The organism is Acidiphilium rubrum (assembly GCF_900156265.1).
In the GTDB taxonomy this organism is placed as follows: domain Bacteria; phylum Pseudomonadota; class Alphaproteobacteria; order Acetobacterales; family Acetobacteraceae; genus Acidiphilium; species Acidiphilium rubrum.
The window spans coordinates 1-25,181 of sequence record NZ_FTNE01000026.1 but is presented as its reverse complement, the minus strand read 5'-3'; the positions used below and the strand labels follow the sequence as shown (position 1 = coordinate 25,181).

Below are 25,181 nucleotides of genomic sequence, written 5' to 3'. Positions count from 1 at the left end.
CCCGGCTTCCGCTGCGATGATTGAACGACGCCGGCGGCGGATGCGGCGCATGGTCGAAGACGTGTTGCTGTTGCCGCTGGCGCTGCTGCTCGAATTTCTGGATCGGGTGATCTGGGATGGTGCCAAGGCGCTGCTGGATTTGATTTCGCGCCTGGCGGTGGTGGCGCGGTTGCGGCGGTTTTTGCAGACGTTGCCGCCGCTGGTGGTGGTGTTTCTGTTTCTGATCCCCGAGGCGATCGATCATTTGAGCGGGTTTTGGGCGACGGTTTTGTTCGTCAAGGGCAATTGGTTCGCCGCGACGATTGTGGCGGTTTTCATCAAGGGGTTCGCGATCCTGGTGGGGTTGTGGATTTATCAGTCGTGCGAGGAAAACCTGATGTCGGTGCGGTGGTTCGCCATTGCGCATGACAAGGTCATTCTGGCGCGCGACTGGGTGCTGGACCGGACGCGGCCGATCCGCCAGCGGCTGCGGCTTGCCTCGCGCGATGGCGAGCGGGGACGGTTGGCGCGGCGCCTGGCGGCGTGGCGGCAATGGATTGCGGCGGCGATGAGCCGCTGGGCGCGGTGAGGTCTGATCTCGCATGAGCCGGTTGGCGCGGGCGCATCTGACACAGGCTGACCCTGTGCTGGGGGCGCTGATCGGTGAGGTGGGGCGCTGCGGGTTGGTGCATGATCGGACGCGCGAGCCCTACGCGGCGTTGATATCGGCGGTGGCGCATCAGCAATTGCACGCCCGGGCGGCGACGGCGATTCTGGGGCGGTTGGCGGCGCTGGCGGGGGCGGAATGCCCGGCGCCGGCGGCACTGCTCTCGCTGGCCGAGGCGGATTTGCGGGGCTGCGGGTTTTCCGGGGCAAAAATCGCCGCCCTGCGCGATATCGCGGCCCGCACGCTGGACGGCACGGTGCCGACCCGCCGCGCGGCAAGCCGGCTTTCCGATGCCGAATTGATCGAACGGCTGTGCGCGCTGCGCGGCATCGGGCGATGGACGGTGGAAATGCTGCTGATTTTCACGCTCGGGCGGCCGGATGTGTTTCCGGTCGATGATTTCGGGGTGCGGGAAGGCTATCGGGTGATCCACGGACTCGACGCACAACCGAAACCGCGGGATTTCGCGGTGATCGGGGAAGCCTACGCGCCGTATCGGACGACGGCGGCATGGTATTTATGGCGGGCGGCGGATCGGGCGAAGGAGACGGCGAAGGGCCGGTAGGGATCGTGTTTGTTACGAAAGCGGAATGAAATAGATGCGGTGGGGCGACGGGTTCGGTAGGGATTGAATTTCGTTGGTCCTGATCCTGGTTTTCGGTGACTGGCGGCGTCCCGGCGGCGATTGGATCGGGCACCTGGGCCGCGCGCGCCACACTGATCGGCGTGGCGGGCGGTGGTTCGGGTTCGTGGTGCGCGGGTTCGCGCGCGGTTGGCTGAGGGATGGCGAGGATGGCCGGGCGTTCGATGCCGAGGGCTTCGAACAGGGGGCGGAGGATGCGGCCGATTGCGGGATTGGTTTCGATCAGTTCGGCCATGGTGGGGTCGGCGAGCAGATCGCGGAGTTGCTGGGCGGGGTAAGTGACGGCGGCGGGCATGTCGTGCGTGCCGGGGAAAACGCGGGGGAGCCAGCCGAAGCCATCCGGCAGGGAGGGGCGTTTGGCGCGATTGGGTTTTTCTGGCGTGAGGCGCTTCCGGCTCGGGGTGGGGCCGCGCAATACAGCGCGCGCAAAGCGGGCGGCGATGCTGGTGAGGCGCTGCCAGATGGCGATGATCTTGGCCCCCGGAAGGTGTTGCGCGTGGCCCTGGTTGACGGCGATTTCGGCCAGCATCGCCATGATGAGGGCGAAGCGGCCGAGGAGTGAGATCGTCAGCGGGGTTGGGGCGGTGCGCACCAGGGGAGATAACCACGGTGGGCGGGGGGTGAGAAAGGAAGAAAGCACTTCTTTTTTGAAAAAAAGAAGCAAAAAACTTTTTGGAGCTGGGGCATGGGCGGGTTGGCTGGCACGGGCCCCGATCAACCAAGTTGTTTTTGCTTTTTTGTTGTTCACGAAAAAGAAGATTGTTCGCTGCGTTTGGTTCGCTGGTGTTCGGGCTGTGGGGTGCGGATTATTTCCGGCGAAGTGATGTGATTGTGGTGCTATCGCGTGAAAGTGGTGGGGTGCAGAAGGGCACCCCACCCTTGCTCTTAGCGACCTGTCCAGTTTTCAGGGTCCATCTCAGAATTCTGGGAAAATCAGAGTGTTGGCGTTCCAGAAACGTTCCCAGTTGGCCTCTGAATGCCGTAGCGGTAGAGGGCTGTCACGCTGTCATCGACGAATTTCGATAGAGCTTTGGAAATGATATCCAAGTTCACTTGCTCGCCGACGAGATGGGCGATGTTCGAAAAATAATAGTCGTTCTTAATCGCAAAGATTTTCCGATACCCGAGGTCTGCCATGAACTTCGTCGTCTCTTCGTGGTTCTGGTAAATCTCACACTGGATGATTGCGGCGTTCTCGACCAGAACACGCTGGGCCCCTTCGAGCACTTGATTTTCGTGGCCTTCGACATCGATTTTGAAGGCGATAGTCTGATTTTTGCCGTGATAAAACTCATCGATTGAGATCGAGAGCCGGGTGCTGGTACTGGGATAATGCTCCATGCCATGGATCGAGGTCGAGATGACGGCATTGATGCCAGATGCGGGTGCCTGGGTGCCAAAATTGACCATTCCGGACTGATCTGAGACGACAAGATCAAAGGCTGTTGCCACCTCCGTCATCTTGTTCGAACTGATGTTCTGGACCAGATGGCAAAAGGCTGTTTCGTCAGGCTCAAAGGCGTATATTTCAGTGACGGTTTTGCAGGTCTTCGTTAAGATTGTGTAGACGCCGACATTGGCACCAATATCAAAGAAAATGTTACACGCAGCCGCCGCAGCATATTGGAAAAAAACATAGGGCTGAACAGGTTCGAAGCTTTGGTGTATCTGGTTTCGATATGCTGACTGGCCAGTCCACGAATATTGATCGAACGTCAAGCTAAATCTCCTGTTTGGGACTTCGAAGTCGAGCTGACCCGAGACCCGCCTTTTACCGCTATGCCTTCTCGTGAATGTATCGTTGATAAGGTTAATGAACCCCTAAAACCCGACTCGAAATTCAATCCTGTTGGATTTTCGGCGTTGCCAATCGTCGCATGATCAGGAAGGCGAGCGCCAGTTGCAACCATGCGAGCGCCGCGTTGATCGTCGCTTCGAAGTCCTTTGACAGGCGACGCGCGCGGTTGATCCCGCCGAGCGTTCGCTCGACCACCCAGCGCTGGGGCAACACGATGAATCCCTTGACCACCTGATCGGTCCGCTTGACGAGCGTTACGGTAATGCGGCTGGCTTCGAACGCCGCTCGCTGCGCCTCATCGCCTTGATAACCTCCGTCAACGAAAGCCATTTTCACCCGAGGGAGATAACCACGGTGGGCGGGGGGTGAGAAAGGAAGAAAGCACTTCTTTTTTGAAAAAAAGAAGCAAAAAACTTTTTGGAGCTGGGGTATGGGCGGTTTGGCCGGCACGGGCCCCGATCGACCAAGTTGTTTGTGCTTTTTTGTTGTTCACAAAAAAGAAGATTGTTCGCTGCGTTTGGTTCGCTGGTGTTCGGGCTGTGGGATACGGATTATTTCCAGCGAAGTGATACGATTGCGTTGCTATCGCGTGAAAGTGGTGGGGTGCAGAAGGGCACCCCACCCTACGCTTGCTTCTTTTTTGAAAAAAAGAAGCAAAAAACTTTTTGGATCTGGGGCATGGGCGGGTTGGCTGGCACGGGCCCCGATCAACCAAGTTGTTTGTGCTTTTTTGTTGTTCACAAAAAAGAAGATTGTTCGCTGCGTTTGGTTCGCTGGTGTTCGGGCTGTGGGGTGCGGATCATCTCCGGCGAAGTGATACGATTGCGTTGCTATCGCGTGAAAGTGGTTGGGTACACGGAAGGGCATCCCACCCTTGCTTCGGTTTCGGCTCTCTCAACCTGTTCTCGGCCATGGCGCCAGAGACAACAATGCATTAACTCTCGCTCCGGACCTCTTTCTGTGGCCCGCCATATATTTGAAAGGTGGCTTTTAGATGGAAAAAACTGCAGAATTAACACACGAAAAGCCGCGCGTTTCCATACAGAGAATACAATTTTCGGGAGGGCAGGAGTTTGACTTCCAGGCCAACGAAAAAATTCTTGTGGTCGGTCCTAATAATTCTGGAAAATCGGAGTTCCTGCGAGAGGTTAATGCTGCTATCGGATGGATGGAACCGAATATTTCTTTTGCTAGCAACAAAGTTGTCAAAGATCTTTATCTTTCAAAGGAAGGAACTTCCGCAGAGCTTGAAGTATTGCTGCGTGAGTGCGGCGAAAAAATTGACCATGATTTGATCGAATACCAAAGTTACCGGATACATATTAACCAAACCATTTTTTTTTCGCAACGCTTTCTTGGCCCCCTAGCACCACTGTATTGCAAGAACCTTGGCGCTGAAGGTCGGTTGGCTATCACCGCAGTTCAAAAAGGCGTTGGCGCCGACGGCCATCGTTCGAAACCACAGCACGTCATGTATGACAACGACAAAGTTACAAAGCGAGTAAGTAATCTTTTTAAGAAAGCCTTTGGTAAGGATTTGTTCTTCGATTTTCGGGCGAATCCAGACATACCTATTTATGTCGGCATCGCGCCTGATCAATCGGTGTTTCCAGATCGTGTCTCCGACGAATATGTAAATACGGTGCGCGAAAGTCCGCGCCTGGACCTTCAAGGTGACGGAATGAAGAGTTATGCAGGCATTCTTTTCGAAGTGATTGCGATCGAGCATGACATTACTCTACTGGACGAACCAGAGGCATTCTTACATCCTCCTCAAATGAGACGTCTCGGCGAAACCCTCGCCGCAGAAACACAGAATCAAATATTTGTTGCAACGCACAGTAGTGACATCTTGAGGGGGTTCTTGAACACAACAGGCAGGAACGTTAGAATTATACGTCTTAGAAGAGATGGGGATAAAAATCACGCTACCATGACAAGTCCGGAGCGACTTAATGAACTTTGGGACCAACCAGAACTTCGATATTCAAATGCACTTGACGGGATCTTCCATGAGGAGGTGGTAATTTGCGAGGATGATAGCGATTGCCGGCTATACAACTCCATCGCTGATTTTCTCGGGAAGCAAATGTCAAAAGGTTTTTGGCCGGACACGGCGTATATCCCGTGTGGCGGCAAGTCGGCAATACCAAAGATTGCAAATGCATTACGAGAGATCGGCGTTCGAGTGAAGGTTGTCGCCGATATTGATATCCTCAATGACGAGCATATGCTGAAAGCTGTGATTGATGCGGTCGGCGGGGATTGGAAGGCGGTCGCAGTAGATTGGAAGCAAGTCGACGAAGCAGTACGAAATGGGGTTAAACCGCTTTCAAAAGACCAAATAAAGGATGGTATTAGACAAATAATTGATGGACACTCGGAAGATGGTTTGCCTAAGTCGGCAATACAGGATTTGCTGAAGCAAACTTCGCCGTGGGCAATGGTGAAAAAATACGGCAAGAGCCATATTCCTAATGGACAGGCACAAGCCGCGTTCATGCGGTTGGACTTTAATCTTCGGGCTATGGGCGTTTTCATAGTTCCAGTTGGGGAGGCAGAAAATTTCTGCCCAGAGATTGGAAGCCACGGACCTCGATATGTGTCAAAAATTTTTACAACTTACCAATTGGGTGATCCTCAACTTAAACAGTTGCGTGAATTTGTAGCCAGTATTTTCGGAAATAATCTCGTCTAAGAACCCGACTCGAAATTCAAGCCTGTCGGGTTTTTGGCATTGCCAATCGTCGCATGATCAGGAAGGCGAGCGCCAGTTGCAACCATGCGAGCGCCGCGTTGATCGTCGCTTCGAAGTCCTTTGACAGGCGGCGCGCGCGGTTGATCCAGCCGAGCGTTCGCTCGACCACCCAGCGCTTGGGCAACACGACGAATCCCTTGACCTCCTTATCGGTCCGCTTGACGACCGTTACGGTAATGCGGCTGGCTTCGAACGCCGCTCGCTGCGCCTCATCGCCTTGATAACCCCCGTTAACGAAAGCCCTTTTCACCCAAGGGCTCTTGCGGCGAACGGCCCCCAGCAGCGGCGCGAGTGCGTCGCGGTCTTGCGTGCTGGCATTGGTGATCTGGCATTCGATGGGCAGTCCGAGCGTATCAACGGCGAGATGGCGCTTGCAGATTTAGATTAGCCAGCTGAGCCCGCCGACGGAGGTAGCGGTACAGTATCTTGTGCTTGTGCAAGGCGTTGGTAGAGAACGGAAGCGTCCTTTCTATCTTGATGGTCGTCTCGCTTTTTTCTCTGAAGTTCGAAAACCTCTGTCTCGATGAGGTGTTTTATCTCCCAAGAAGGCACAACAATCGTCATTGAACTAGCAATTTTGACTACATCGCCTCTTTTCAGCGATGTATTGCCGCTGCCTGCAATTACTTCAGCATCTTCGCGGAATTGCGCTCGATGCACTCCGATTAAGCATAGATCTGGGGCTTTCTTTGCTCGTGAAAAAAGGCTGGATATCGGATTTTTTGAATCCTCCCACGCCCTTATATCGCTATCTGGATTGTACCATGTCCAAACAGGAGAGCCTGAAAAACCGGTCCGTGATCTCGTATCATTAAGAAAAGCTGGCCGTGCAAATCTATCGCCAGACCCAATACTTACTGACACCCCATCCTGCGCAAATGCCGCTAAACTTCCAAACCGCGCCACTGGCGAGTTGACTGTCCCGGGGCCCATATGATCGGCGAATAGACCGACCATAATTGTCTGGTCGCCAATATACGCACGGCCGCCTCCTTCATCGTAGCGCAATAGATCAAGTTCATGGACCCAAGTAATATCATCTGACCATTCTAAAGTCTCTGGATTAAAAGAGAGTTCATCAGTGACATCGATTACTGCGAGATCGTCTGTTTTGGAATGCGTCCACTGGTCTGGGTTGTATTCCAACAATCTAGTGCCGCCGTCTTTTGTGTTAATTCTGATCATTGGTGCATTAACAACAACGTGCTGATTTGATACTGCATAGACGTGCCACAAGTGCGGTTGATCCCGAGAATGGTAGCCTACCAAAAACCCCGTTCCATCCGGATTTTTGCTTATTTGCCCATCCATAGTGTGCCCAAAAAGAAAAAAGACACAACGGAGCATCCGAGGCGTCAGGCGTGGCATCTAGACTGGCCTCCGATACTATGTAAACTGGACATTTGCTTTACCTCAAGCCGAGAATTTTTCTCAAAAATAAAATCATAAATTAAATTCCTAGGCAATCTAGGATACATTAAGTAATATATTGCGTCAAGTAATTCGTCAATAGAACTTTTTATTAAGCCTGTGCATCTGCGAGCGCGCGTGCCTTTAGTTAACAAAAGTTTTTTGCTACTTTTTTACAAAAAAGTAGCGATTGTTTGATGCTGACGTCGCACCCCCGCCGCTGCCCTTGGCGTGAGCCTGATTTTAAATATAATCATCGGTGAGGAAACGGGGGAAAGCATAATGCATATTTTGATCATTGGCGCGGCCGGGATGTTGGGGCGCAAGTTTGCGGCGCGGGTTGCGGCGGATGGGGTGATTGGGGCGGCGCCGGTGACGCGGTTGACGTTGGTGGATGCGGTTGCGCCGGTGGCGCCGGCGGGGTTTGAGGGTGATGTGGTGACGCATACGCTCGATTTGTCGGTGCCGGGGAGTGCCGAGGTTTGTGTGGCGGGGCGGCCGGATGTTGTGATGCATCTGGCGGCGATTGTTTCGGGCGAGGCGGAGCGGGATTTCGACAAGGGGTATCGGATCAATCTGGACGGCACGCGGTTGTTGTTCGAGGCGATCCGGGCGGAGCATATGCGGTCGCATTATATGCCGCGGGTGGTGTTTTCATCGTCGATCGCGGTGTTTGGGGCGCCGTTTCCCGCGGTGATCGGGGATGAGTTTTTTACCACGCCGCTGACCAGTTATGGGGTGCAGAAGGCGATTGGTGAGTTGTTGCTGACGGATTATTCGCGGCACGGGTTCATGGACGGGATTGCGATCCGGTTGCCGACGATCTGTATTCGGCCGGGGACGCCGAATGCTGCGGCTTCGGGGTTTTTTTCCAATATTCTGCGCGAGCCGTTGGCGGGCAAGGAGGCGGTGTTGCCGGTGGATGAGGGGGTGCGGCACTGGCATGCCAGCCCACGGGCGGCGGTTGGGTTTTTGGTGCATGCGGCGACGATGGATCTGGCGCCGTTGGGTTGGCGGCGGACGTTGAGTTTGCCGGGGCTTTCGGCGACGGTGGGTGAGCAGATCGAGGCGTTGCGGCGGGTTGCGGGGGATCGGGCGGTGGGGTTGATCCGGCGGGAGCCTGACGAGACGATTGCGCGGATTGTGGCGGGGTGGCCGACGAGTTTCGAGGCGAAGCGGGCGCGGGCGTTGGGGTTTGAGGCGGAATCGACGTTCGATGAGATTATTCAGGTGCATATCGAGGATGAGATGGGGGGTGTGGTGGCGGTTTAGGGAGGGGAAGAGTCTTCTTTTTTGTGAACAAAAAAGAAGCAAAAAAAACTTTTTTAATTTGGGCCCGTGCCGGTTTCAACGCCCGTGCCCCAGAGTCAGAAAGTTTTTTGCTTCTTTTTTTCAAAAAAGAAGGACTTTCCTTCGGCTTTTTTTGATTTCTTGGGGAGGATACAGGCAAAATGACAACAAAAATCGCATTGGTGACCGGAGCGGGCAGTGGCGTGGGCCGGGCGGCGGCGTTGGCGTTGTTGGCGGATGGGTATTTCGTGGTGCTGACCGGGCGGCGGGCGGATGCGTTGGCGGAGACGATCGGGCTGGCGGCGGCGCCGGAGCGGGCGTTGGCGATTCCGGCGGATGTGACTGATCCGGCTTCGGTTGCGGCGTTGTTCGAGGCGGTCAGGTCGCGGTGCGGGCGGCTGGATTTGTTGTTCAACAATGCGGGGAACAATGTGCCGAGCACGAATTTCGGGGATTTGACGTTCGAGCAATGGACTCATGTGGTTTCGGTGAATTTGAACGGGGCGTTTCTGTGCGCCAATGCGGCGTATCGGATGATGCGGGATCAGACGCCGCAGGGCGGGCGGATTATTAACAATGGGTCGATTTCGGCGCATACGCCGCGGCCGGGGTCGGCGCCTTATACCGCGACGAAGCACGCGATCACCGGGTTGACCAAGACGATCGCGTTGGATGGGCGGGCGCATAATATTGCGTGCGGGCAGATCGATATCGGGAATGCGGCGACGCCGATGACGCGGCGGATGGCGAGTGGTGTGCCGCAGGCGGATGGGACGATCAAGCCGGAGCCGACCATGGATGTCGATGTGGTGGGGAAGACGCTGATTTATATGGCGGGGCTGCCGCCGGATGCGAACGCGATGTTTCTGACGGTGATGGCGACGACAATGCCGTTCGCGGGGCGCGGGTAGGGGCGCGCGTGGCTTGATGGGTCGGCGCAGGGTGCGGCGGGCGATTTTGCTTTGCGGCGGGGCGATCCCGGCCTAGGGTGACTCAATCATAGGTTGAGGCTTGCGGTGGGTGCGGCGCTGATCATTGCCGAGCGGTCGGTTGGGGTGGTGGCGCGGGCCAGGGGTGCTGGGCGTGCGGTGCTGGGTGGTTGGCCGGGTCGGGTTCTGGGGGCGGAGCGCGGGCGGCTGTTTTTGTTTCTGCCGGTCGCGATGGGTGGCGGCGTGCTGGTGTATTTCGATCTGACGCGGGAGCCTGCGGTGTGGGTTTCGGGCGGGCTGGTCGCGGCCGCGACGGGGTTGTTGGCGCTGGTGTGGCGCTGGGCGGTGCCGCGCGGTGTGGCGGTGTTGTTGCTGGCGGCGGCGTTGGGGTTCGGCCGGGCGCAGGTGCAGACGCTGGCGATGCCGAAGCTGCTGGTGGTGCCGCATCATGGCGTGACGATTACGGGGCGTGTGGTCGGGGTGGATTTGTTGCCGACCGGGCGGCGGATCAGAATTGCGCAGCCGACGCTGAACGGCGGGGCGGTGCAGGCGCGAGCGGTGCGGGTGAAGTTGCGGCGGGGCGATGATATCGCGGTCGAGGCGGGTGACTCTGTGCGGTTGCGGGCGTTGTTGTATGGGCCGTCGCGGCCGGCTTATCCGGGTGGGTGGAATTTCGGGCGGGATCAGTATTTCGCCGGGCTCGGGGCGGTGGGATTTGCGATTTCGCCGCTCGATGTGACGGCGCGGGCACCGCCGGGGTGGTTCAGCGCGCTGCGCCAGGTGCGCGAGGCGATTGCGGCGCGGATTTTGCGGGATATGCCGCTCGATACCGGGTCGATCGCGGCGACGTTGCTGACCGGGTTCGAGGATTCGATTCCGCCGGCGGAGCGGCAGGATTTCATCACGGCGGGGCTGGCGCATATTCTGGCGGTGGCGGGGCTGCATATCGGCATCGTGATGGCGACGCTGTATGCGTTGGCGCGGTTTATCGTCGGGTTTTCGGAGTTCGTGCTGCTGCGGGTGCCGGCGAAGATTGTGGCGTCGGTCGTGTCGTTTGTTGGCGGCGTGGTCTATGCGGCGCTGACCGGGTTTCATGTGCCGATCGTGCGCAGCCTGGCGATGGCCGCGCTGGTGCTGGCGGGGATTATCGCGGGGCGGCGGGCGTTGTCGCTGCGGGGCCTGGCGCTGGCGGCGCTCGCGCTGATGATGATCGAGCCGCAGGCGGTGCCGGGGCCGAGTTTTCAGATGAGCTTTTCCGCCGTGCTCGCGTTGATTGCGGGGTATGAGGCGGTCGGGCGGCGGTTTTCGATCGGCGGGGCGTCGCACGGCGCGCGGCTGGGCCGGCATGTCGCGGCGCTGGCGTTTACCTCGTTTCTGGCGGGTGGTGCCTCGATGCCGTTCGCGGCGTATCATTTCCAGCAGATCGAGCCGTATTACGTGCTTGCCAATCTGATCGCGGTGCCGCTGACGGCGCTGGTGGTGCTGCCGCTCGGCATGGCGGCGCTGGTGCTGATGCCGCTGCATCTCGCGCGGTTGGCGCTGGTGCCGATGGGGTGGGGTATCGCGGTGATCCTGCGGGTGGCGCGGCTGGTCGGCGGGTTGCCGCACGCGCTGATCGAGATCAGCCCGAGCCCGGGGTACGCGGTTGCGCTGGTCGCGATCGGGCTCGCGCTGGTCGGGTTGCTGCGGTCGCGCGCGCGCTTCGCCGGGATCGCGCCGATCGCGCTGGGGGTTCTGGCGATGACGCTGGGACGCGCGCCGGATGTGCTGGTGTCGCCGACCGGCAATCTCGCGGGGGTGCGCGATGGCGGCGTGGTGCGGATTGTCGAGGCGGGGCGCGTGGATAAATTCACCCTGGCGCAATGGCGGCCGGTCTGGGCCGGGGATGCCGTGCGGCACGGTGCTGCCGATGATGTGTGCGACAACGGGCGCTGCGCGTTCGCGGCCGGGCGGGTGCTGTACCTCGCGGATCGGACCGCCGGGGCCGGCGGGTGCGGTTCAGCCGCGGTGGTGATATCGCCCCGGCCCCTGCGCGGCACCTGCCGCCGGCACGGGCGGTTGGTGATCGATCGGTTCAGCGTGTGGCGCAACGGCGCCATGGCGGTCTGGTTCCGACGAAACCGGCTGGTGGTGCGCACCGATCGCACCGTGCAAGGCAACCGCCCCTGGGTTCCGCCGTGGCCACCGCGCTGGCACCATGCCGGGCGGTGGTGAGTTTGAGCCCGTGGGTAAGCAAGGCGGGGGGCTTTGCCCCCTCGACCCCCACTAAGGGCTTAGCCCTTAGAACCCGCTAGTTTTAGGCAAGGGGAGGGCGCTGCCTCGGTGGTTCCGTCGATCTGGCCTGTGTCGCCCTCCCCTTGCCTAAAACTAATGGATTTTAAAGGCTCCGCCTTTAACGGGGTCCAGGGGCAGAGCCCCTGGCCTTGCTTAATCACGGCTCAAACTCAAGGCCGGCCGGCATCAGCGTCGGAGGTTCGGGGCGCGGTGTCGGGCGGGGGAGGCGGTGGGCGGTTTCGTGGGCGAGGATGTAGCTGCGGGTGGTGGCGTTGGTGTGGTGGCGGGGGCGGGTGGTGGCGAGGCGGGCGGCTTCGGCGATGGCGGCGATGGTGGTGACGAGGCGACCGGCGAGCAGCCCGCGGGCGAGGTAGAGTGTGGCGCGGGGCAGCATGCCGGCGGTGCCGTGCCAATCGTGTGCGATCAGCAGGCGGTTGCGCACGACGTAGCGCCAGCGGCCGTTTTGCCAGTTGACGCGGGCTTCGGGCGAGACGGCGTGGGTGATGGCGAGGTCGCCGTGGTGTTCGATATGCCAGCCGGCGGCGATGGCGCGGCGGGCGAATTCGTATTCTTCCCAGGCGAAGAACAGGCTGGCGTCGTAGCCGCCGAGGCTGTCGAAGCAGGGGCGTGAGAGGGCGTGGCCGCAGCCGACGAACACGGTGGTGGTGAAGCGGCGGGCGGCGGCGGCGAGCAGGGATTTCGGGTAGCCCCAGCTTGAGGTGTCGAGCGAGGTGCCGTCGCTGGCGAGGATGCGAAAGCCGATGGCGCCGAGGTCGGGCAGGATGGCCAGGCGGGCGGCGGCGCGGGCGACGACATCGGGTGTGGCGAAGGTGGCATCGTTGTCGAGGGCGATGATGGCGCGGCCGTGGCCGAGCGCGGTGGCGAGGTTGCGTCCGCCGGGCACGCCGCGATTTTCCGCGATGGCGTAGAGGGCGGTGTTGGGCAGGGTGGCGACGAGTGTGGCCAGCGCGGTGCGGGTTTCGGGCGGTGAGTTCTGGTCGAGCACGATGACGTGGTGATCGCAGCCGGTTTGGGCGGCGGCGGAGCGGATGGCGGCGATGGTGGCTTCGGTGCGGTGGTGGCTGAGGATGATGACGTCGGCCGCGTAGGGTGTGGCGGGCGGCGGGGTGCCGGCGAGGAGGGTTGCGGGTTCAGAAGGCATTGCGGCCCCCGATGACGGCGGGGATGGTGCGCAGCAGGATGGCGAGGTCGAGGCTGGGGGACCAGCGTTCGATATAGTCGAGATCGGCGGCGACGCGGGCGGCGATCATGTCCGGATGGTCGGTCGGGCCGCGCAGGCCGCGCACCTGGGCGAGGCCGGTGAGGCCGGGTTTGACGCGGTGGCGCACGCCGTAGAATTCGAGCGCCTGTTCGAAGGTGAAATCGCCGGCGCTGGTGTGGGGCGCGTGCGGGCGCGGGCCGACCAGGGACATGTCGCCGCGCAGCACGTTGAAGATTTGCGGCAATTCATCGAGCGAGAGGCGGCGCAGGATGGCGCCGATCGGGGTGATCCGGCGGTCGTCGCGCCGGGCCTGGAGCGGGGCGGATGTCCGTGCGGTGGTCTGCATGGTGCGGAATTTGAAGACGGTGAAGGGCGCGCCATCGAGCCCGATGCGGCGCTGGCGGAACAGGATCGGGCCGGATGGGGCGAGCAGCAGGGCGATCAGGCCCATCAGCGGGCCGAACAGGATGAGCAGGATTGTGGCGCCCAGCAGGTCGAAGCCGCGTTTGTAGGCGGCGGCGAGCGGGCGGATCGGGCGGTCGAGCACGGTGACCATGCGCAGGCTCTGGCCTTGGGCGATGCCGCCGGCGCCGATTTCGGCGACGGCGTCGAAGGCGAGGCGCACGCGCACCGGCTGGTCGGCGAGGCTTGCCAGCAGCGCGTCGATCCGGCGTCGGGCGGCGGCATCGTCGGACCGGCGGGTGAAGACCAGGATATCGGTGATGGTGCCGGCGCGGATCATGGCGGCGAAGGTATCGGCCGCGGTGATGACGCGCAGGCCGGCGGATTGCGGCAGACCCCAGGCGAACAGGTAGCCGAGGTTGCGGCCGGACAGGCGATCGAGCCGGGCGCGCAGGTCGCGGTCGCACGGGCCGGCGATCACGAGGGCGATGCTGCCGCGCGGGGCGGTGCGTTCGGCGCGGCGCCACCAGAGGGCGATGAGGGTGCGGGTGCCGAGGATGAGGCCGGCGGCGAGGGCGAAGGCGGTGGCGGCCCAGGCGATCGAGGCGGCAAGCGGCGGGGTGGCGGGTGCGGTGCGCAGCAAAGCGAGGCGGAGCAGGATGACGACGTGGGCGGCGATCAGCGTGCGCAGGATGGCGGGCGCATGATCGAGCGGGGCGCGCGCCGGGGCGGGCGCGTAGAGCCCGGCGAACAGCATGAAGCCGATGGTGAACGCGGCGTAGGCGAGCCAGTTGGTGGCACCGGTGGTCAGGGTGGGGGCGGGGCCGATCAGCAGGCCGGCGAGGCGCGGGGCGGCGAGGGCGGCGGTGGCATCGGCCAGGATCAGCAGGCCGACGCCGCTGGCCCAGCCGAGCGCGTGGCGCAGGGGATAAACGTCAGGGTTGTGTGATGCTGCGGAGTCCCGCGTGGTTTTTGGGGCGGCGGTGAGAAAAACATGGGCGTCTTGATGCGGCATGCCGGTCCAGCTCCGCCTCAGGTTCGCGACATGCAACCAGAGGTTTTACAGAGTTAACCGAAAACGAGGCGCCGTGAAAGTAAAAAATTGATTAAAAAGCCAGATGCAGCGCCGGCTGCGACCGCGAGGATGGGATAGTGGCGCGGCAGGACGAACAGGGCGAGCAGCAGGGAGTACGCGCCCCGGTTGAGTATGAAGCCGAGCAGATTGACCGCGAGGAAGCGCAACCATTGCGTGTGGGCGGCGCGGTGGGTGCGGTCGCTGAAGGTCCATAGCCGGTTGAGCGCCCAGTTGATGCTCGCGACGATGAAATAGGCGACCGCGCCGGCGCCGTAGAGGCCGAGGCTGGGGATCAGCGCGTAGACGAAGGCGACATCGAGGCAGAAGCCGAGGGCACCGACCAGGCCGAAGCGCAGGAACTCGCCGCCGGCGGCGCGATGGCGCGCGGGCAGGCGGGCGGTGAGGAAGGCGATGGGGGACGGGAGGGATGCCACGCGCGCTCGATACCAGCCCGGCGCGCCGGCGGAAAGGCTTCGGGCGGTTGGTGCGTTGGTTCGAGCGGGCGGAAAATGAGCGTGGAGATTGATGGGCAATAAAAAACTATGCTGACATTGTTTCAAAAAGCGGTTCAGGCGGCTTTGCGGCGTCGGACCGCTCTTGACCAAACCGATTCCGCGCCATCATCATGCGACGATCAGCCAGGAGGAACCAATGGCCCAAATCAATCTCACGGTGAACGGCAAGGCAGCGCATGCCGAGGTCGAGTCACGGACGCTGCTCGTCGAGTTGCTGCGCGACCAACTGCATCTGACCGGCACCCATGTCGGCTGCGACACCAGCCAGTGCGGCGCGTGTGTGGTGTCGGTCGATGGCAAATCGGTGAAATCATGCACCATGCTCGCGGTTCAGGCCGAGGGCGCGCAGGTTATCACGATCGAAGGGCTCGCGGCGGCCGATGGCACGCTGCACCCGATGCAGGAAATGTTCCGCGAGCATCATGGCCTGCAGTGCGGCTTCTGCACGCCGGGCATGGTGATGAGCGGGATCGATCTGGTCGAGAGCCATCCGGATGGTCTGACCGAGCAGCAGATCCGCGAGGGTCTGGAGGGCAATATCTGCCGCTGCACCGGCTATCATAATATCGTCAAGGCGATCGCGGCGGCCTGGCCGCTGATGCACGACAAGCAAATGCCACAAGCCGCCGAATAAAAGAGCGGCTGGGTGCTGCCGCGCCGGTATCGTTCGGCGCGGATTCGATAAAACGGGAGAGTATCCATGAATGACATGTCAAATCCGGTGATCATCAAGGGCGGCATCGGGGATTCGCCGAAGCGCACCGAGGATCACCGGTTTCTGTCCGGCAAGGGCCGCTATACCGACGATATCAATCGTCCGGGTCAGGCCTATGCGTATTTCAAGCGCTCGGATGTGGCGCATGGCGTGATCAAATCGATCGATACCACGGCGGCCGCTGCGATGCCGGGGGTGGTTGCGATCTATACCGGCGAGGATATCGCCAAGGCGGGCATCGGTGGCGTGCCGTGCGGCTGGCAGTTGCACAGCAAGGACGGCTCGCCGATGGTCGAGCCGCCGCACCCGATTCTGGCGCAGGGCAAGGTGCGCTATGTGGGCGATGCGATCGCGATGGTGATTGCCGAGACCACCGAGCAGGCGAAGGATGCCGCCGAGGCGCTGGTGATCGATATCGAGACGCTGCCGGCGGTCTCCGAGATGCGGGCGGCGACCGCGCCGGGGGCTGCGCTGGTGCATGATGCGGCGGCGGGTAATATTTGTTTCGATTGGCACATCGGCGACAAGGCGGCGGTCGATGCGGCGTTCGCGACCGCGTTCAAAATTGCCAAGATCGATGTGGTGAACAACCGGTTGATCCCGAACCCGATGGAGCCGCGTGCCGCGATCGGGGATTTTGATCAATCATCGGGCGAGCACACGCTGTATACCACGAGCCAGAATCCGCATGTGATCCGGCTGTTGATGGGGGCGTTCGTGCTGCAGATCCCCGAGCATAAATTGCGGGTGGTGGCACCCGATGTCGGCGGCGGGTTCGGTGCCAAGATTTTCCATTACATCGAGGAAGCGGCGGTCACCTGGGCGGCGGCGAAGCTCAACAGGCCGGTGAAATGGACCTGCGAGCGCGGCGAGGCGTTTATCACGGATGCGCATGGGCGCGATCATATCACCCACGCCGAGTTGGCCATGGCCGAGGATGGCAAGTTTCTCGGGCTGCGGGTGAACACGATGGCGAATATGGGGGCGTATTTGTCGACCTTCGCGCCCTCCGTGCCGACCTATTTGTCGGCGACGCTGCTGGCCGGGGTTTACACCACGCCGGCGATTTATGGTGAGGTGAAGGCGATTTTCACCAACACCGTGCCGGTCGATGCGTATCGCGGTGCCGGGCGGCCGGAGACGACGTTTTTGCTGGAGCGGCTGGTCGATGTCGCGGCGAAGGAAATGGGGATGGATCGGGTGGCGATCCGCCGGCGGAACTTCATCCCGATCGATGCCTATCCGTACCAGACGCCGGTTGCGCTGATGTATGACAGCGGCAACCACGAGGCGACGCTGGCGCGCTGCATGGAAATCGCGGACTGGAACGGGTTCGAGGCGCGGCGGGCGGCGGCGGCGCAGCGGGGCAAGCTGCGCGGCATCGGCATGTCGACCTATCTCGAGGCGTGCGGCATCGCCCCTTCGGCGGTGGCGGGTGCGCTCGGGGCGCGGGCTGGGCTGTATGAGGTGGCGAATGTGCGGGTGCACCCGACCGGATCGGTCACGGTGTTCACCGGCACGCACAGCCATGGCCAGGGGCATGAGACGACGTTTGCGCAGCTGGTGGCCGATCAGCTCGGCGTGCCGTTCGAAAGTGTCGAGGTGGTGCATGGCGATACCGCCAAAATCCCGTTCGGCATGGGTACGTATGGCAGCCGGTCGCTCGCGGTCGGAGGCTCCGCGATGGTCAAGGCGATGGACAAGATCATCGCCAAGGGCAAGAAGATCGCGGCGCATCTGATGGAGGCGGCGGTCGACGACATCGAGTTCAAGGACGGCAAATTCACCGTCACCGGCACCGACAAATCGAAAAGCTTCGCCGAGATCGCGATCACGGCCTATGTTCCGCACAACTACCCGATCGAGGAGGTCGAGCCCGGGCTCGACGAGACCGCGTTCTATGATCCGAAGAACTTCACCTATCCAGGTGGGTGCCACATCTGCGAGGTCGAGATCGATCCCGAGACCGGCGTGGTGCAATTGATCGCGTTCACCGCGGTGGATGATATCGGGCGGGTGATCAATCCGATGATCGTGCATGGCCAGGTGCATGGCGGCGTGACCCAGGGGATCGGGCAGGCGCTGCTGGAACATGCGATCTATGACGAGACCGGACAATTACTTTCGGGATCGTTGATGGATTACACGATGCCGCGGGCGGATAATATCGTGAATATCCACGTCGGCACCGAATCGACCATGTGCACGCATAATCCGCTTGGCGCCAAGGGAGTCGGCGAAGTCGGCGCCATCGGCAGCCCGCCGGCGGTGATCAATGCGGTGGTCGATGCGTTGCGCGATTATGGGGTTACCCATGTCGATATGCCGGCGACGGCGCAGAAGATATGGTCGATTATCAATGCGGGCATCAATGCGGGCGCGCCGCGCATGGCCGCCGAGTAAAGGAGACAGAGCGATGTATGATTTCGAATATCACAAGCCGGGCGCGATCGACGATGCCGTCAAGGCGCTCGGCGCTGATGCGGAGGCGAAGGCGCTGGCGGGCGGCATGACGTTCATTCCCGTGCTCAAGCAGCGCCTGGCGAAGCCGAGTGCGGTGGTCGATCTGGCGGGTCTTGGCCTGACCGGCATCCGGCGCGAGGGCAATGCGCTGGTGATCAAGGCGATGACGACGCATCGTGAAGTGGCGATGTCATCCGAGGTGGCGAGCGCGATTCCGGCGCTGGCCGAACTTGCCAGCAACATCGGTGACCGGCAGGTGCGGTATCGTGGCACGATCGGCGGGTCGCTCGCCAATAACGACCCTTCGGCGTGCTATCCGTCGGCGGTGCTGGCGCTGGGGGCGACGATCGTGACGAGCAGGCGCCGCATTGCGGCGGCGGATTATTTCCAGGGCATGTTCACCACGGCGCTGGAGCCCGACGAGTTGATCACTGAAGTGTCGTTCCCGATTCCGGAAAAGGCGGCTTATGCCAAATTCCCGAACCCGGCCTCGCGCTATGCGATGGTGGGGGTGTTCGTTGCCAAGACCGCCGCGGGCGCGCGGGTTGCGGTGACGGGTGCGGGCAATGACGGCGTGTTCCGCCATGCGGCGATGGAGGCGGCGCTCGATCAATCCTTCACCGCCGATGCGCTGAAGGATGTGACGACGCCGGAGAGCCTGATGAACGGCGATATCCATGCCGGGACGGCGTATCGGGCGCATCTGGTGGGGGTGATGGCGCGGCGGGCGGTGATGGCTTGTAAGTGAAGGCAAGCGGTTCTTTGTTGAAAAAACCAAAAAACTTTCCGTCCTTGAGTCCGTGCCGGTATCACCAGCACGGACCAAACGAATAAAAGTTTTTGGTTCTTTTTTCAAAAAGAACTTCTTTTTTCCTTCCGCCCCACGCCCATGACCCTCGCGGACGTAATGGCCGCAATAAACGACCGCGGAGCGATCAGCGGCGAGACCCTGCGGTCGATCGATTGGGGTGACGCCGTCTGTGAGGATGCGCATTTCATCGACTGCCAGTTTGCGGATACCGCGTTCGGTGCGGCCGATTTTACCGGCGCGCGGTTCGAGCGGTGCCAGTTTGCCCGCTGCGGGTTTGCCCGGACGGTGCTGCGCGATGCTGGCTTCGAGGAATGCCGGTTCACCGTGCCGGGCGATCCGCCGGTCGGGTCGCGGTTTGCGTTCGCGGATTTGCGCAATGCGCGGTTCCGGCGGTGCGATTTATCTTTTGCGGTCTTCGAGCGTAGCGATCTGCATGCGATCGAGATGCATGGTTGCAATTTGCGCGGCGCGCGGCTGCATCAGGTCGATTTCGGCCGCGCGATTGGCCGCAAGAACGTGGTGACCCGCGCGGTGTTCAATGATTGCAATTTCGATTTCGCGGAGCTCGCCGATGCGTGCCTGCCCGGGTGCGACCTCGCGCGCTGCCGGTTTCGCGAGGCGGATCTGGGCGGGGTCGATTTCACCGATGCCGATCTGAGCGGCGGTGATTTCACCGAGGCGATCACAACGGGGATGGCGCTGGCCGGCGCCGATGTGCGGGGTGGTGATCTTGGCGCGCTCAATCTGCTCGCGCTCGCCAGTTTTGCGCGGCTGAAAATTACGCAGAGCCAGGGGGATGGGTTGTTGCAGGCGCTGCGGATTGATCTGCACCCCGATCCGGCCGGGTAAGATCGGCCGGGCGTGCCGCGCCGTCAGGTGCCGTCGGCCATCAGCCCGTAGCGGTGCATTTTGCGATAGAGCGTGTTGCGGCTGATGCCGAGTGCTGCGGCGGAGGCCGCGATGCGCCAATGGTGTTGTTCCAGCGTCTCGACGATATGGGCGCGTTCGTCCGGCGGTATCGCAGCGATGGCGGCGGGCGGGGTGGGCGGTGGCGCGGCCTGGCTGTGCAGGCGTGGCAAATGGGCGCGTTCGATGATGCCGCCTTCGGCGAAGGCGATGGCGGTGCGCATTGTGTTGCGCAGTTCGCGAAGATTGCCGGGCCAGTCATGGGCCAGCAGATCGCGTTGCGCGTCCGGTGCGATGGTGATGTCGCTCGAGGCTTCCTCGCGGCAGATTTGTTCGATCAGGGCGGCGCGGTCGGTGCGGGCGCGCAAGGGTGGCATGGTGAGGGCGACGCCGTTGAGGCGGTAGAACAGATCCATCCGGAAATCGTTGCTGGCGACCAGGGCTTCGAGGTCGCGGTGGGTGGCGCTGATGACGCGGATATCGACGGGGATCGGCGTCGAACTGCCGAGCGGGACGATTTCCTTTTCCTCGAGCAGGCGCAGCAGGCGGGCCTGGATGGAGAGCGGCATGTCGCCGATTTCATCGAGGAACAGGGTGCCGCCGTGGGCGGCGAGCGCCTTGCCGCGCATGCCGCCGGTCCGGGCTCCGGTGAAGGCGCCGGCCTCGTAGCCGAATAATTCGCTCTCGATGAGCTGTTCGGGGATGGCGGCGCAGCTCATCGCGATGAAGGGTTGGGCGTGGCGCTCGCTGGCGCGGTGGATGGCGCGGGCGAAACTGTCCTTGCCGGTGCCGGTTTCGCCGAGCAGGAGGATGTTGATGTCGCGGTTCATCACGCGTTCGGCGCGCCAGACGTTGTCGGCCATCACGGGGTCGGTGCCGGCGAAGTTGGCGAGCGAGGGGAAGGCGGGGCGGTGCGGCTTGGCGATGTTGCGCGCCGCCACGCTGGACTTGCCGTTGCTGGAGTGAGCGGTGCTACCGGGCAGGCTGGTGCGCGCGCGGGGGCGTGCTTGTTTGGCGGGCCAGATGCTGGCGAAGCCGTGGCGATCCGCGCCGTGCGCGATCGGCCAGATCGCGAAGGGCTCGGCTTCGGCGTGTTCGAACAGACGATCGGTCGTGATGTCGAACAATTCGGCGACGCTGCGGCCGAGCAGGGCCGTGTGGTCGGCTTTGCCGAGCTGGGCGGGCACCGTGCTGTCGACCGCGCGGATGGTGCCGTGCTCGTCGATCGCCAGCAGGCTGTCGTAGGGCAGGCCGACCAGTTCGGGGCGCTCGTGAAAGCGCAGGATCAGGCAGTCGCGATAACTATGGGTGAAATGCATCTGCTCGATGATGCGGGCCGACATGCTGACCAGGGCGATGGTGGGCACCTGGGCGGCGCGGCTGTCGTCGCAATCGAGGGAGGAGGCGTCGAGCACGCCGAGCAGGGTGCCGTTGGCACCCCAGATGGGCGCGGCCGAGCAGGTCATGCGGCTGTTGCGGGTGAAATAATGGTCTTCGCGGTGGACCACGCGGGCGCGGCGGTCGTGCAGGCAGGTGCCTGGGCCGTTGACGCCGGCGTGGCGCTCGTTCCACAGAAATCCGGGCGCCATGTTGGCGGTGCGGGCGCTATCGGTATTGGCGTTGTCGGTGAAGGCATCGAGGATGGCGCCCGAGGCATCGGCCAGCATCAGCACGTAGCGCGCGGCGGCGGCGGATTGGGTGACCTGATGGTTGATCTGCCCGAGCAGGCGATGCATTTCGACCCGGCCGACGCGCTCGAACAGGCCGCGTTCCTCGCGCAGGAGTTTCAGGGCGGCGCCACCGATGTGTTCGCCGGGCGGCGGATGATCGGGGTCGAGGTGGTAAAGATCGCGGCAGCGCTGCCAGGCGGCTTCGATATAGGCTTCGCGCGGCACATAGGTTTCGCGCAGATTGGCCGCACCGCGCGGCTCTGGCCGTTGCTCTGGCCGCGCAATCGGGCGCGGCTGAGGGCCGGCGGTTACCAGACCTTCGGGACTCAGCGTGCGGCGATCGAGCGAAGCGGGTCCCGCCGTTGCGGCGTGGGTCATGCTGGACGGTTTCCTCATTTTCGTGCTGGCCAGACATATCACCGCGACCAGATCAGACAAGTGTAGCAGAGTGTCACATCGTTGGCGCGTTTTGTCACGCAGGATTGAAGGATAGGTGACAGAGTTGTCATCCGGTGTGGGCGAATAATGGGCGCGCGCCTTGGACTTGGCGGCTCGGGCGGCGGTGGTTCGCCTTGGCATGATCCTTGCTGATGGAGCTGTGGCCGGACAAATCCGGCTCCCAATAAACGACTTGCGGACTTTGCCTGATGGCGCGGCCGCGTAACTGGAGGAAATTAAATGGCAAGACTAGGAGGATCGTCGCTGAGTCGTTCGCTCAGGTTGGCGACGCTCGGTGTTATCGGTGCCGGCGCCTTCGTGCTCGGCGCCCAGGCGCAGACGCCCGCCAGCACCTCGCTGACATCGATGCAGAAGAACCCCGACAACTGGGTGATGCCGACCGGCACCTACAACAACTGGCGCTACAGCCCGCTGAAACAGATCAATACCAAAAACGTCAAGAACATGCAGGTTGCGTGGTCGATGTCGACCGGGACCGATCGCGGGCTGGAAGGCCAGCCGATCGTGATCGGCAACATGATGTATTACGAGACGTCGTATCCGAATTTCGTCTACGCGATCGACCTCAACCATCCGGACCAGATCGCCTGGAAATACGAACCCCCGCACGACGATAATGCACCACCGGTCGCCTGCTGCGACGTGGTGAACCGCGGCCCCGCCTATAGCGACGGCATGGTCTATGCCGATGCGCTCGATGGTGTGCTCTATGCGCTCGACGCCAAGACCGGCAAGGTCGTGTGGCAGGCGAAGAACGCGCACCCGCAGGATGGCCAGACCATGACGGGCGCACCGATGGTGGTGGGCAAGAACGTGATCGTCGGCGTTGCCGGCGGTGAATACGGCGTGCGCGGCTACATGACGGCGTATGACGCGAAAACCGGCAAGCAGGTGTGGCGTGCCTACAGCGAAGGTCCGAACAAGGACATGCTGATGAGCGCCACGCACACGATCAACGGCGCAACTGGTAAGCCGATTGGAGCGCACTCCAGCATCAAGACCTGGCAGGGCGATCAGTGGAAAGTCGGCGGCGGCACCACCTGGGGCTGGTTTTCGTACGATCCGAAGCTGAACCTGATGTATTACGGGACCGGCAACCCGGGCACGTGGAACCCGAGCCAGCGCCCCGGCAAGAACCGCTGGTCGATGACCATCATGGCGCGTAACCCGGAGACCGGTGAGGCCAAATGGGTCTATCAGATGACCCCGCACGACGGCTGGGACTATGACGGCGTCAACGAAATGGTGCTCGCCAATGTCGATGATCACGGCAAGACCGTGCCGGCGCTGGTGCATTTCGATCGTAACGGCTTCTCGTATGTGATGAACCGCGAAACCGGCGCGCCGATCGCGATCCATAAATACGACCCGTCGGTGAACTGGGCGACGGGGATCGACCCCAAGACCAATGAGCCGATCGTCGATCCGGCCAAGATGACCAGCGACGGCAAGGATGTGAAAGACATCTGCCCGGCTTCGCAGGGCGATAAGGACGAACAGCCGGTTTCCTATGATCCGCAGACCAAGCTGTTCTACGCGCCGCTGAACCATTTGTGCATGAGCTATCAGGCGTTCAACGTGAAGTATAAATCGGGCTTCCCGTTTGTCGGCGCGATCGTGAACATGATCCCCGGGCCGGGCGGCTATCGGGGCCGGTTCATCGCCTACAACCCGGTGACCGGCAAGACCGTTTGGCAGAAGCACGACATGTTCCAGGATTGGGGCGGTGCGATGACCACGGGCGGCGGGCTTGCGTTCTATGGCACGCTGAAGGGCATGTTCCGCGCGGTCGACGCCAAGACGGGCAAGATCCTGTATCAGTTCAAGACCCCGTCGGGCATCATCGGCAACCCGATCACCTACATGCATGATGGCAAGCAATATGTTGCGATCCTCAGCGGCGTGGGTGGCTGGGCCGCGATCGGCATGGCTGATAATCTGCACAAGGCGAGTGCGGGTCTCGGCGCGGTCGGTCTGAACGCGACGCTCACCGACTATACCAACCTTGGCGGTACGTTGATGGTGTTTGCGCTGCCCTCGAAAGTGGCCAGTGCCGACTGATCACGTCTGACGATCCAGCCCGGGTCTCCCCTGCCCGGGCTGGTTTTTTTCTATCTTGCCGTGCCTTGATTTGCCTGCTTTGAGCGGTCTGGCGCGCGATCCGCCTGAACTGCGCGCGTATGTGATTGGAGTGAAACACCATGAAAAATTCGGCCTTTCGTTGGGCGTTGCTGGCTGGAATGGCGGGCGCGATGTCCCTCGCGCCGCATGTCGCCGCCGCCGCCAATGCCGAGCCTGCCGCAAGCAGCCATGTGCTGCGGGTCTGCGCCGATCCGGATTACCTGCCCTATTCGAACCGTGCCGGACAGGGGTTCGAGAACAAGGTGGCCGAACTGGTCGCCAAGGCGATGGGGCGCAAGCTCGAATACACCTGGGCGAGCTATCGCGGTCATGGCGGCTACTCGAATTTCCTCGCCGAGAATCTCGACGCACGGAAATGCGATGTCGTGATGAACCTGCCGTATGGCGATCATGAAGATGGTTACACCAAGCCGTATTATCGGTCGTCCTACGTGTTCATCACGCGCAAGGACAAGCATCTGCACATCCGCTCGATGAATTCGGTCTCGCTGAAGATGGTCAAGATCGGCTTTGAGGAGGATACGACGCCGGAAACCGCGATCAAGCTGCTCGACCTGATCGGCAATGCGGTGCCGTTTCACATCGCCAGCAATCCCACCGCCTCGCCCAAGGAATTGTTGCAGGCGGTGCAGGACGGCAAGGTCGGCGTGATGATCACGTGGGAGCCCGCGATCGGCGATTTCCTGAAGGATTACCCGGATCTGCAGGTGGCGCGTGTACCATCCGAGGAATACGGGCCGGGCCTGCCGACGGTGAACTACACCTATGGCATGTCGATGGGCGTGCGAAAGCACGATACGGCGCTGAAGGATGCGCTCGACAAGGTGATTGCCGCGCACAAGACCGAAATTACCGCGACGCTTGCGAAATTCGACGTCAAGCTGATGGCGAACCCGCGGCACGTCAATTTTCCAAATCAGTAACCGAAACTTCTGGATGAGAGCAGGACGCATGAAGATTAGCCCGCATTATGCATGAAGGTCGGCGAGCATAGCGTAAACCGTTGATTCGTTGTAAGTATTTGTTGTTGAGACAAAACTTCACCACGACGGA

General features: G+C 61.5%; 21 protein-coding genes. 13 read left to right on the top strand and 8 right to left on the bottom strand.

Going from position 1 to position 25,181, the window contains the following annotated elements; all coding sequences use genetic code 11:
• The first annotated feature begins 16 nt into the window (after nt 1-16).
• The 3 genes from BW994_RS15410 (at nt 17) to BW994_RS15400 (ending at nt 1,851) form a co-directional block, all read left to right on the top strand.
• Nucleotides 17-568: a hypothetical protein gene (locus BW994_RS15410; protein WP_029312760.1), complete on the top strand. Its 552-nt coding sequence runs from the start codon at nt 17-19 to the stop codon at nt 566-568.
• Nucleotides 569-581: 13 nt separating this feature from the next.
• Nucleotides 582-1,211, top strand: a complete 630-nt coding sequence (locus BW994_RS15405; RefSeq protein ID WP_029312761.1) for a DNA-3-methyladenine glycosylase family protein — start codon at nt 582-584, stop codon at nt 1,209-1,211.
• Between the two features lie 73 nt (nt 1,212-1,284).
• A complete protein-coding gene (locus BW994_RS15400; protein WP_029312762.1) occupies nt 1,285-1,851 on the top strand; it encodes a hypothetical protein in 567 nt (188 codons plus the stop codon).
• Nucleotides 1,852-2,222: 371 nt separating this feature from the next.
• On the opposite strand, the gene BW994_RS15395 is transcribed toward BW994_RS15400, so the two are convergent.
• Nucleotides 2,223-3,008, bottom strand: coding sequence for an FkbM family methyltransferase (locus tag BW994_RS15395; RefSeq protein ID WP_076454691.1), 786 nt, complete (start codon nt 3,006-3,008; stop codon nt 2,223-2,225).
• A 121-nt stretch (nt 3,009-3,129) separates the two neighbouring features.
• Nucleotides 3,130-3,537, bottom strand: coding sequence for a transposase (locus tag BW994_RS15390; protein WP_217696472.1), 408 nt, complete (start codon nt 3,535-3,537; stop codon nt 3,130-3,132).
• A 544-nt stretch (nt 3,538-4,081) separates the two neighbouring features.
• Here BW994_RS15390 and BW994_RS18940 point away from each other — a divergent pair.
• Nucleotides 4,082-5,785, top strand: a complete 1,704-nt coding sequence (locus BW994_RS18940; RefSeq protein WP_081849153.1) for an ATP-dependent nuclease — start codon at nt 4,082-4,084, stop codon at nt 5,783-5,785.
• Between the two features lie 16 nt (nt 5,786-5,801).
• Here the strand turns inward: BW994_RS18940 and BW994_RS15375 are convergent, their stop codons facing one another.
• Entirely contained in the window at nt 5,802-6,224 is a 423-nt protein-coding gene (locus BW994_RS15375; RefSeq protein ID WP_211252798.1) for a transposase, read from the bottom strand.
• Nucleotides 6,225-6,229: 5 nt separating this feature from the next.
• Nucleotides 6,230-7,213, bottom strand: coding sequence for a hypothetical protein (locus BW994_RS19340; protein ID WP_139334151.1), 984 nt, complete (start codon nt 7,211-7,213; stop codon nt 6,230-6,232).
• A gap of 324 nt (nt 7,214-7,537) precedes the next feature.
• On the opposite strand from BW994_RS19340, the gene denD reads away from it, so the two are divergent.
• From denD to BW994_RS15360, 3 genes are all read left to right on the top strand, one after another.
• The gene (gene denD, locus BW994_RS15370) at nt 7,538-8,527 is read left to right on the top strand and encodes a D-erythronate dehydrogenase (protein ID WP_029312767.1); all 990 of its coding nucleotides are present in this window, start codon (nt 7,538-7,540) and stop codon (nt 8,525-8,527) included.
• A gap of 179 nt (nt 8,528-8,706) precedes the next feature.
• Nucleotides 8,707-9,456, top strand: a complete 750-nt coding sequence (locus BW994_RS15365) for an SDR family oxidoreductase (RefSeq protein WP_029312768.1) — start codon at nt 8,707-8,709, stop codon at nt 9,454-9,456.
• A 93-nt stretch (nt 9,457-9,549) separates the two neighbouring features.
• Complete coding sequence (locus BW994_RS15360; RefSeq protein ID WP_281247778.1) at nt 9,550-11,688, top strand: ComEC/Rec2 family competence protein; 2,139 nt, start codon at nt 9,550-9,552, stop codon at nt 11,686-11,688.
• A 217-nt stretch (nt 11,689-11,905) separates the two neighbouring features.
• On the opposite strand, the gene BW994_RS15355 is transcribed toward BW994_RS15360, so the two are convergent.
• From BW994_RS15355 to BW994_RS15345, 3 genes are read right to left on the bottom strand one after another with little or no spacing between them, the layout of a single operon-like run.
• Nucleotides 11,906-12,910: a glycosyltransferase family 2 protein gene (locus BW994_RS15355; RefSeq protein ID WP_051657479.1), complete on the bottom strand. Its 1,005-nt coding sequence runs from the start codon at nt 12,908-12,910 to the stop codon at nt 11,906-11,908.
• Nucleotides 12,900-14,387, bottom strand: a complete 1,488-nt coding sequence (locus BW994_RS15350) for an exopolysaccharide biosynthesis polyprenyl glycosylphosphotransferase (protein ID WP_081849154.1) — start codon at nt 14,385-14,387, stop codon at nt 12,900-12,902. Before BW994_RS15350 ends, BW994_RS15355 begins: the two co-directional genes overlap by 11 nt.
• 53 nt (nt 14,388-14,440) lie before the next feature.
• Complete coding sequence (locus tag BW994_RS15345; protein ID WP_029312772.1) at nt 14,441-14,881, bottom strand: GtrA family protein; 441 nt, start codon at nt 14,879-14,881, stop codon at nt 14,441-14,443.
• Between the two features lie 217 nt (nt 14,882-15,098).
• Here BW994_RS15345 and BW994_RS15340 point away from each other — a divergent pair, with 217 nt between their 5' ends.
• The 4 genes from BW994_RS15340 (at nt 15,099) to BW994_RS15325 (ending at nt 19,800) form a co-directional block, all read left to right on the top strand.
• Nucleotides 15,099-15,596 (top strand): (2Fe-2S)-binding protein, encoded by a 498-nt coding sequence (locus BW994_RS15340; protein ID WP_029312773.1) that lies wholly within the window; start codon nt 15,099-15,101, stop codon nt 15,594-15,596.
• 66 nt (nt 15,597-15,662) lie between these two features.
• Nucleotides 15,663-18,080 (top strand): xanthine dehydrogenase family protein molybdopterin-binding subunit, encoded by a 2,418-nt coding sequence (locus tag BW994_RS15335; RefSeq protein WP_035229563.1) that lies wholly within the window; start codon nt 15,663-15,665, stop codon nt 18,078-18,080.
• 13 nt (nt 18,081-18,093) lie between these two features.
• Nucleotides 18,094-18,888 (top strand): FAD binding domain-containing protein, encoded by a 795-nt coding sequence (locus tag BW994_RS15330; RefSeq protein ID WP_029312775.1) that lies wholly within the window; start codon nt 18,094-18,096, stop codon nt 18,886-18,888.
• 141 nt (nt 18,889-19,029) lie between these two features.
• Nucleotides 19,030-19,800 carry a pentapeptide repeat-containing protein gene (locus BW994_RS15325; protein WP_051657480.1) on the top strand — a complete coding sequence of 257 codons (771 nt, stop codon included), beginning with the start codon at nt 19,030-19,032 and terminating at the stop codon, nt 19,798-19,800.
• Nucleotides 19,801-19,823: 23 nt separating this feature from the next.
• Here BW994_RS15325 and BW994_RS15320 read toward each other — a convergent pair whose 3' ends face one another.
• Nucleotides 19,824-21,905, bottom strand: coding sequence for a sigma-54-dependent Fis family transcriptional regulator (locus BW994_RS15320; RefSeq protein ID WP_139334150.1), 2,082 nt, complete (start codon nt 21,903-21,905; stop codon nt 19,824-19,826).
• Between the two features lie 300 nt (nt 21,906-22,205).
• Between BW994_RS15320 and BW994_RS15315 the strand changes: the two genes are divergently transcribed.
• Together BW994_RS15315 and BW994_RS15310 are read left to right on the top strand one after the other, a co-directional pair.
• Nucleotides 22,206-24,047, top strand: coding sequence for a methanol/ethanol family PQQ-dependent dehydrogenase (locus BW994_RS15315; protein ID WP_029312778.1), 1,842 nt, complete (start codon nt 22,206-22,208; stop codon nt 24,045-24,047).
• Between the two features lie 140 nt (nt 24,048-24,187).
• The gene (locus BW994_RS15310) at nt 24,188-25,051 is read left to right on the top strand and encodes a transporter substrate-binding domain-containing protein (protein ID WP_029312779.1); all 864 of its coding nucleotides are present in this window, start codon (nt 24,188-24,190) and stop codon (nt 25,049-25,051) included.
• The last annotated feature ends 130 nt before the right edge of the window (nt 25,052-25,181 follow it).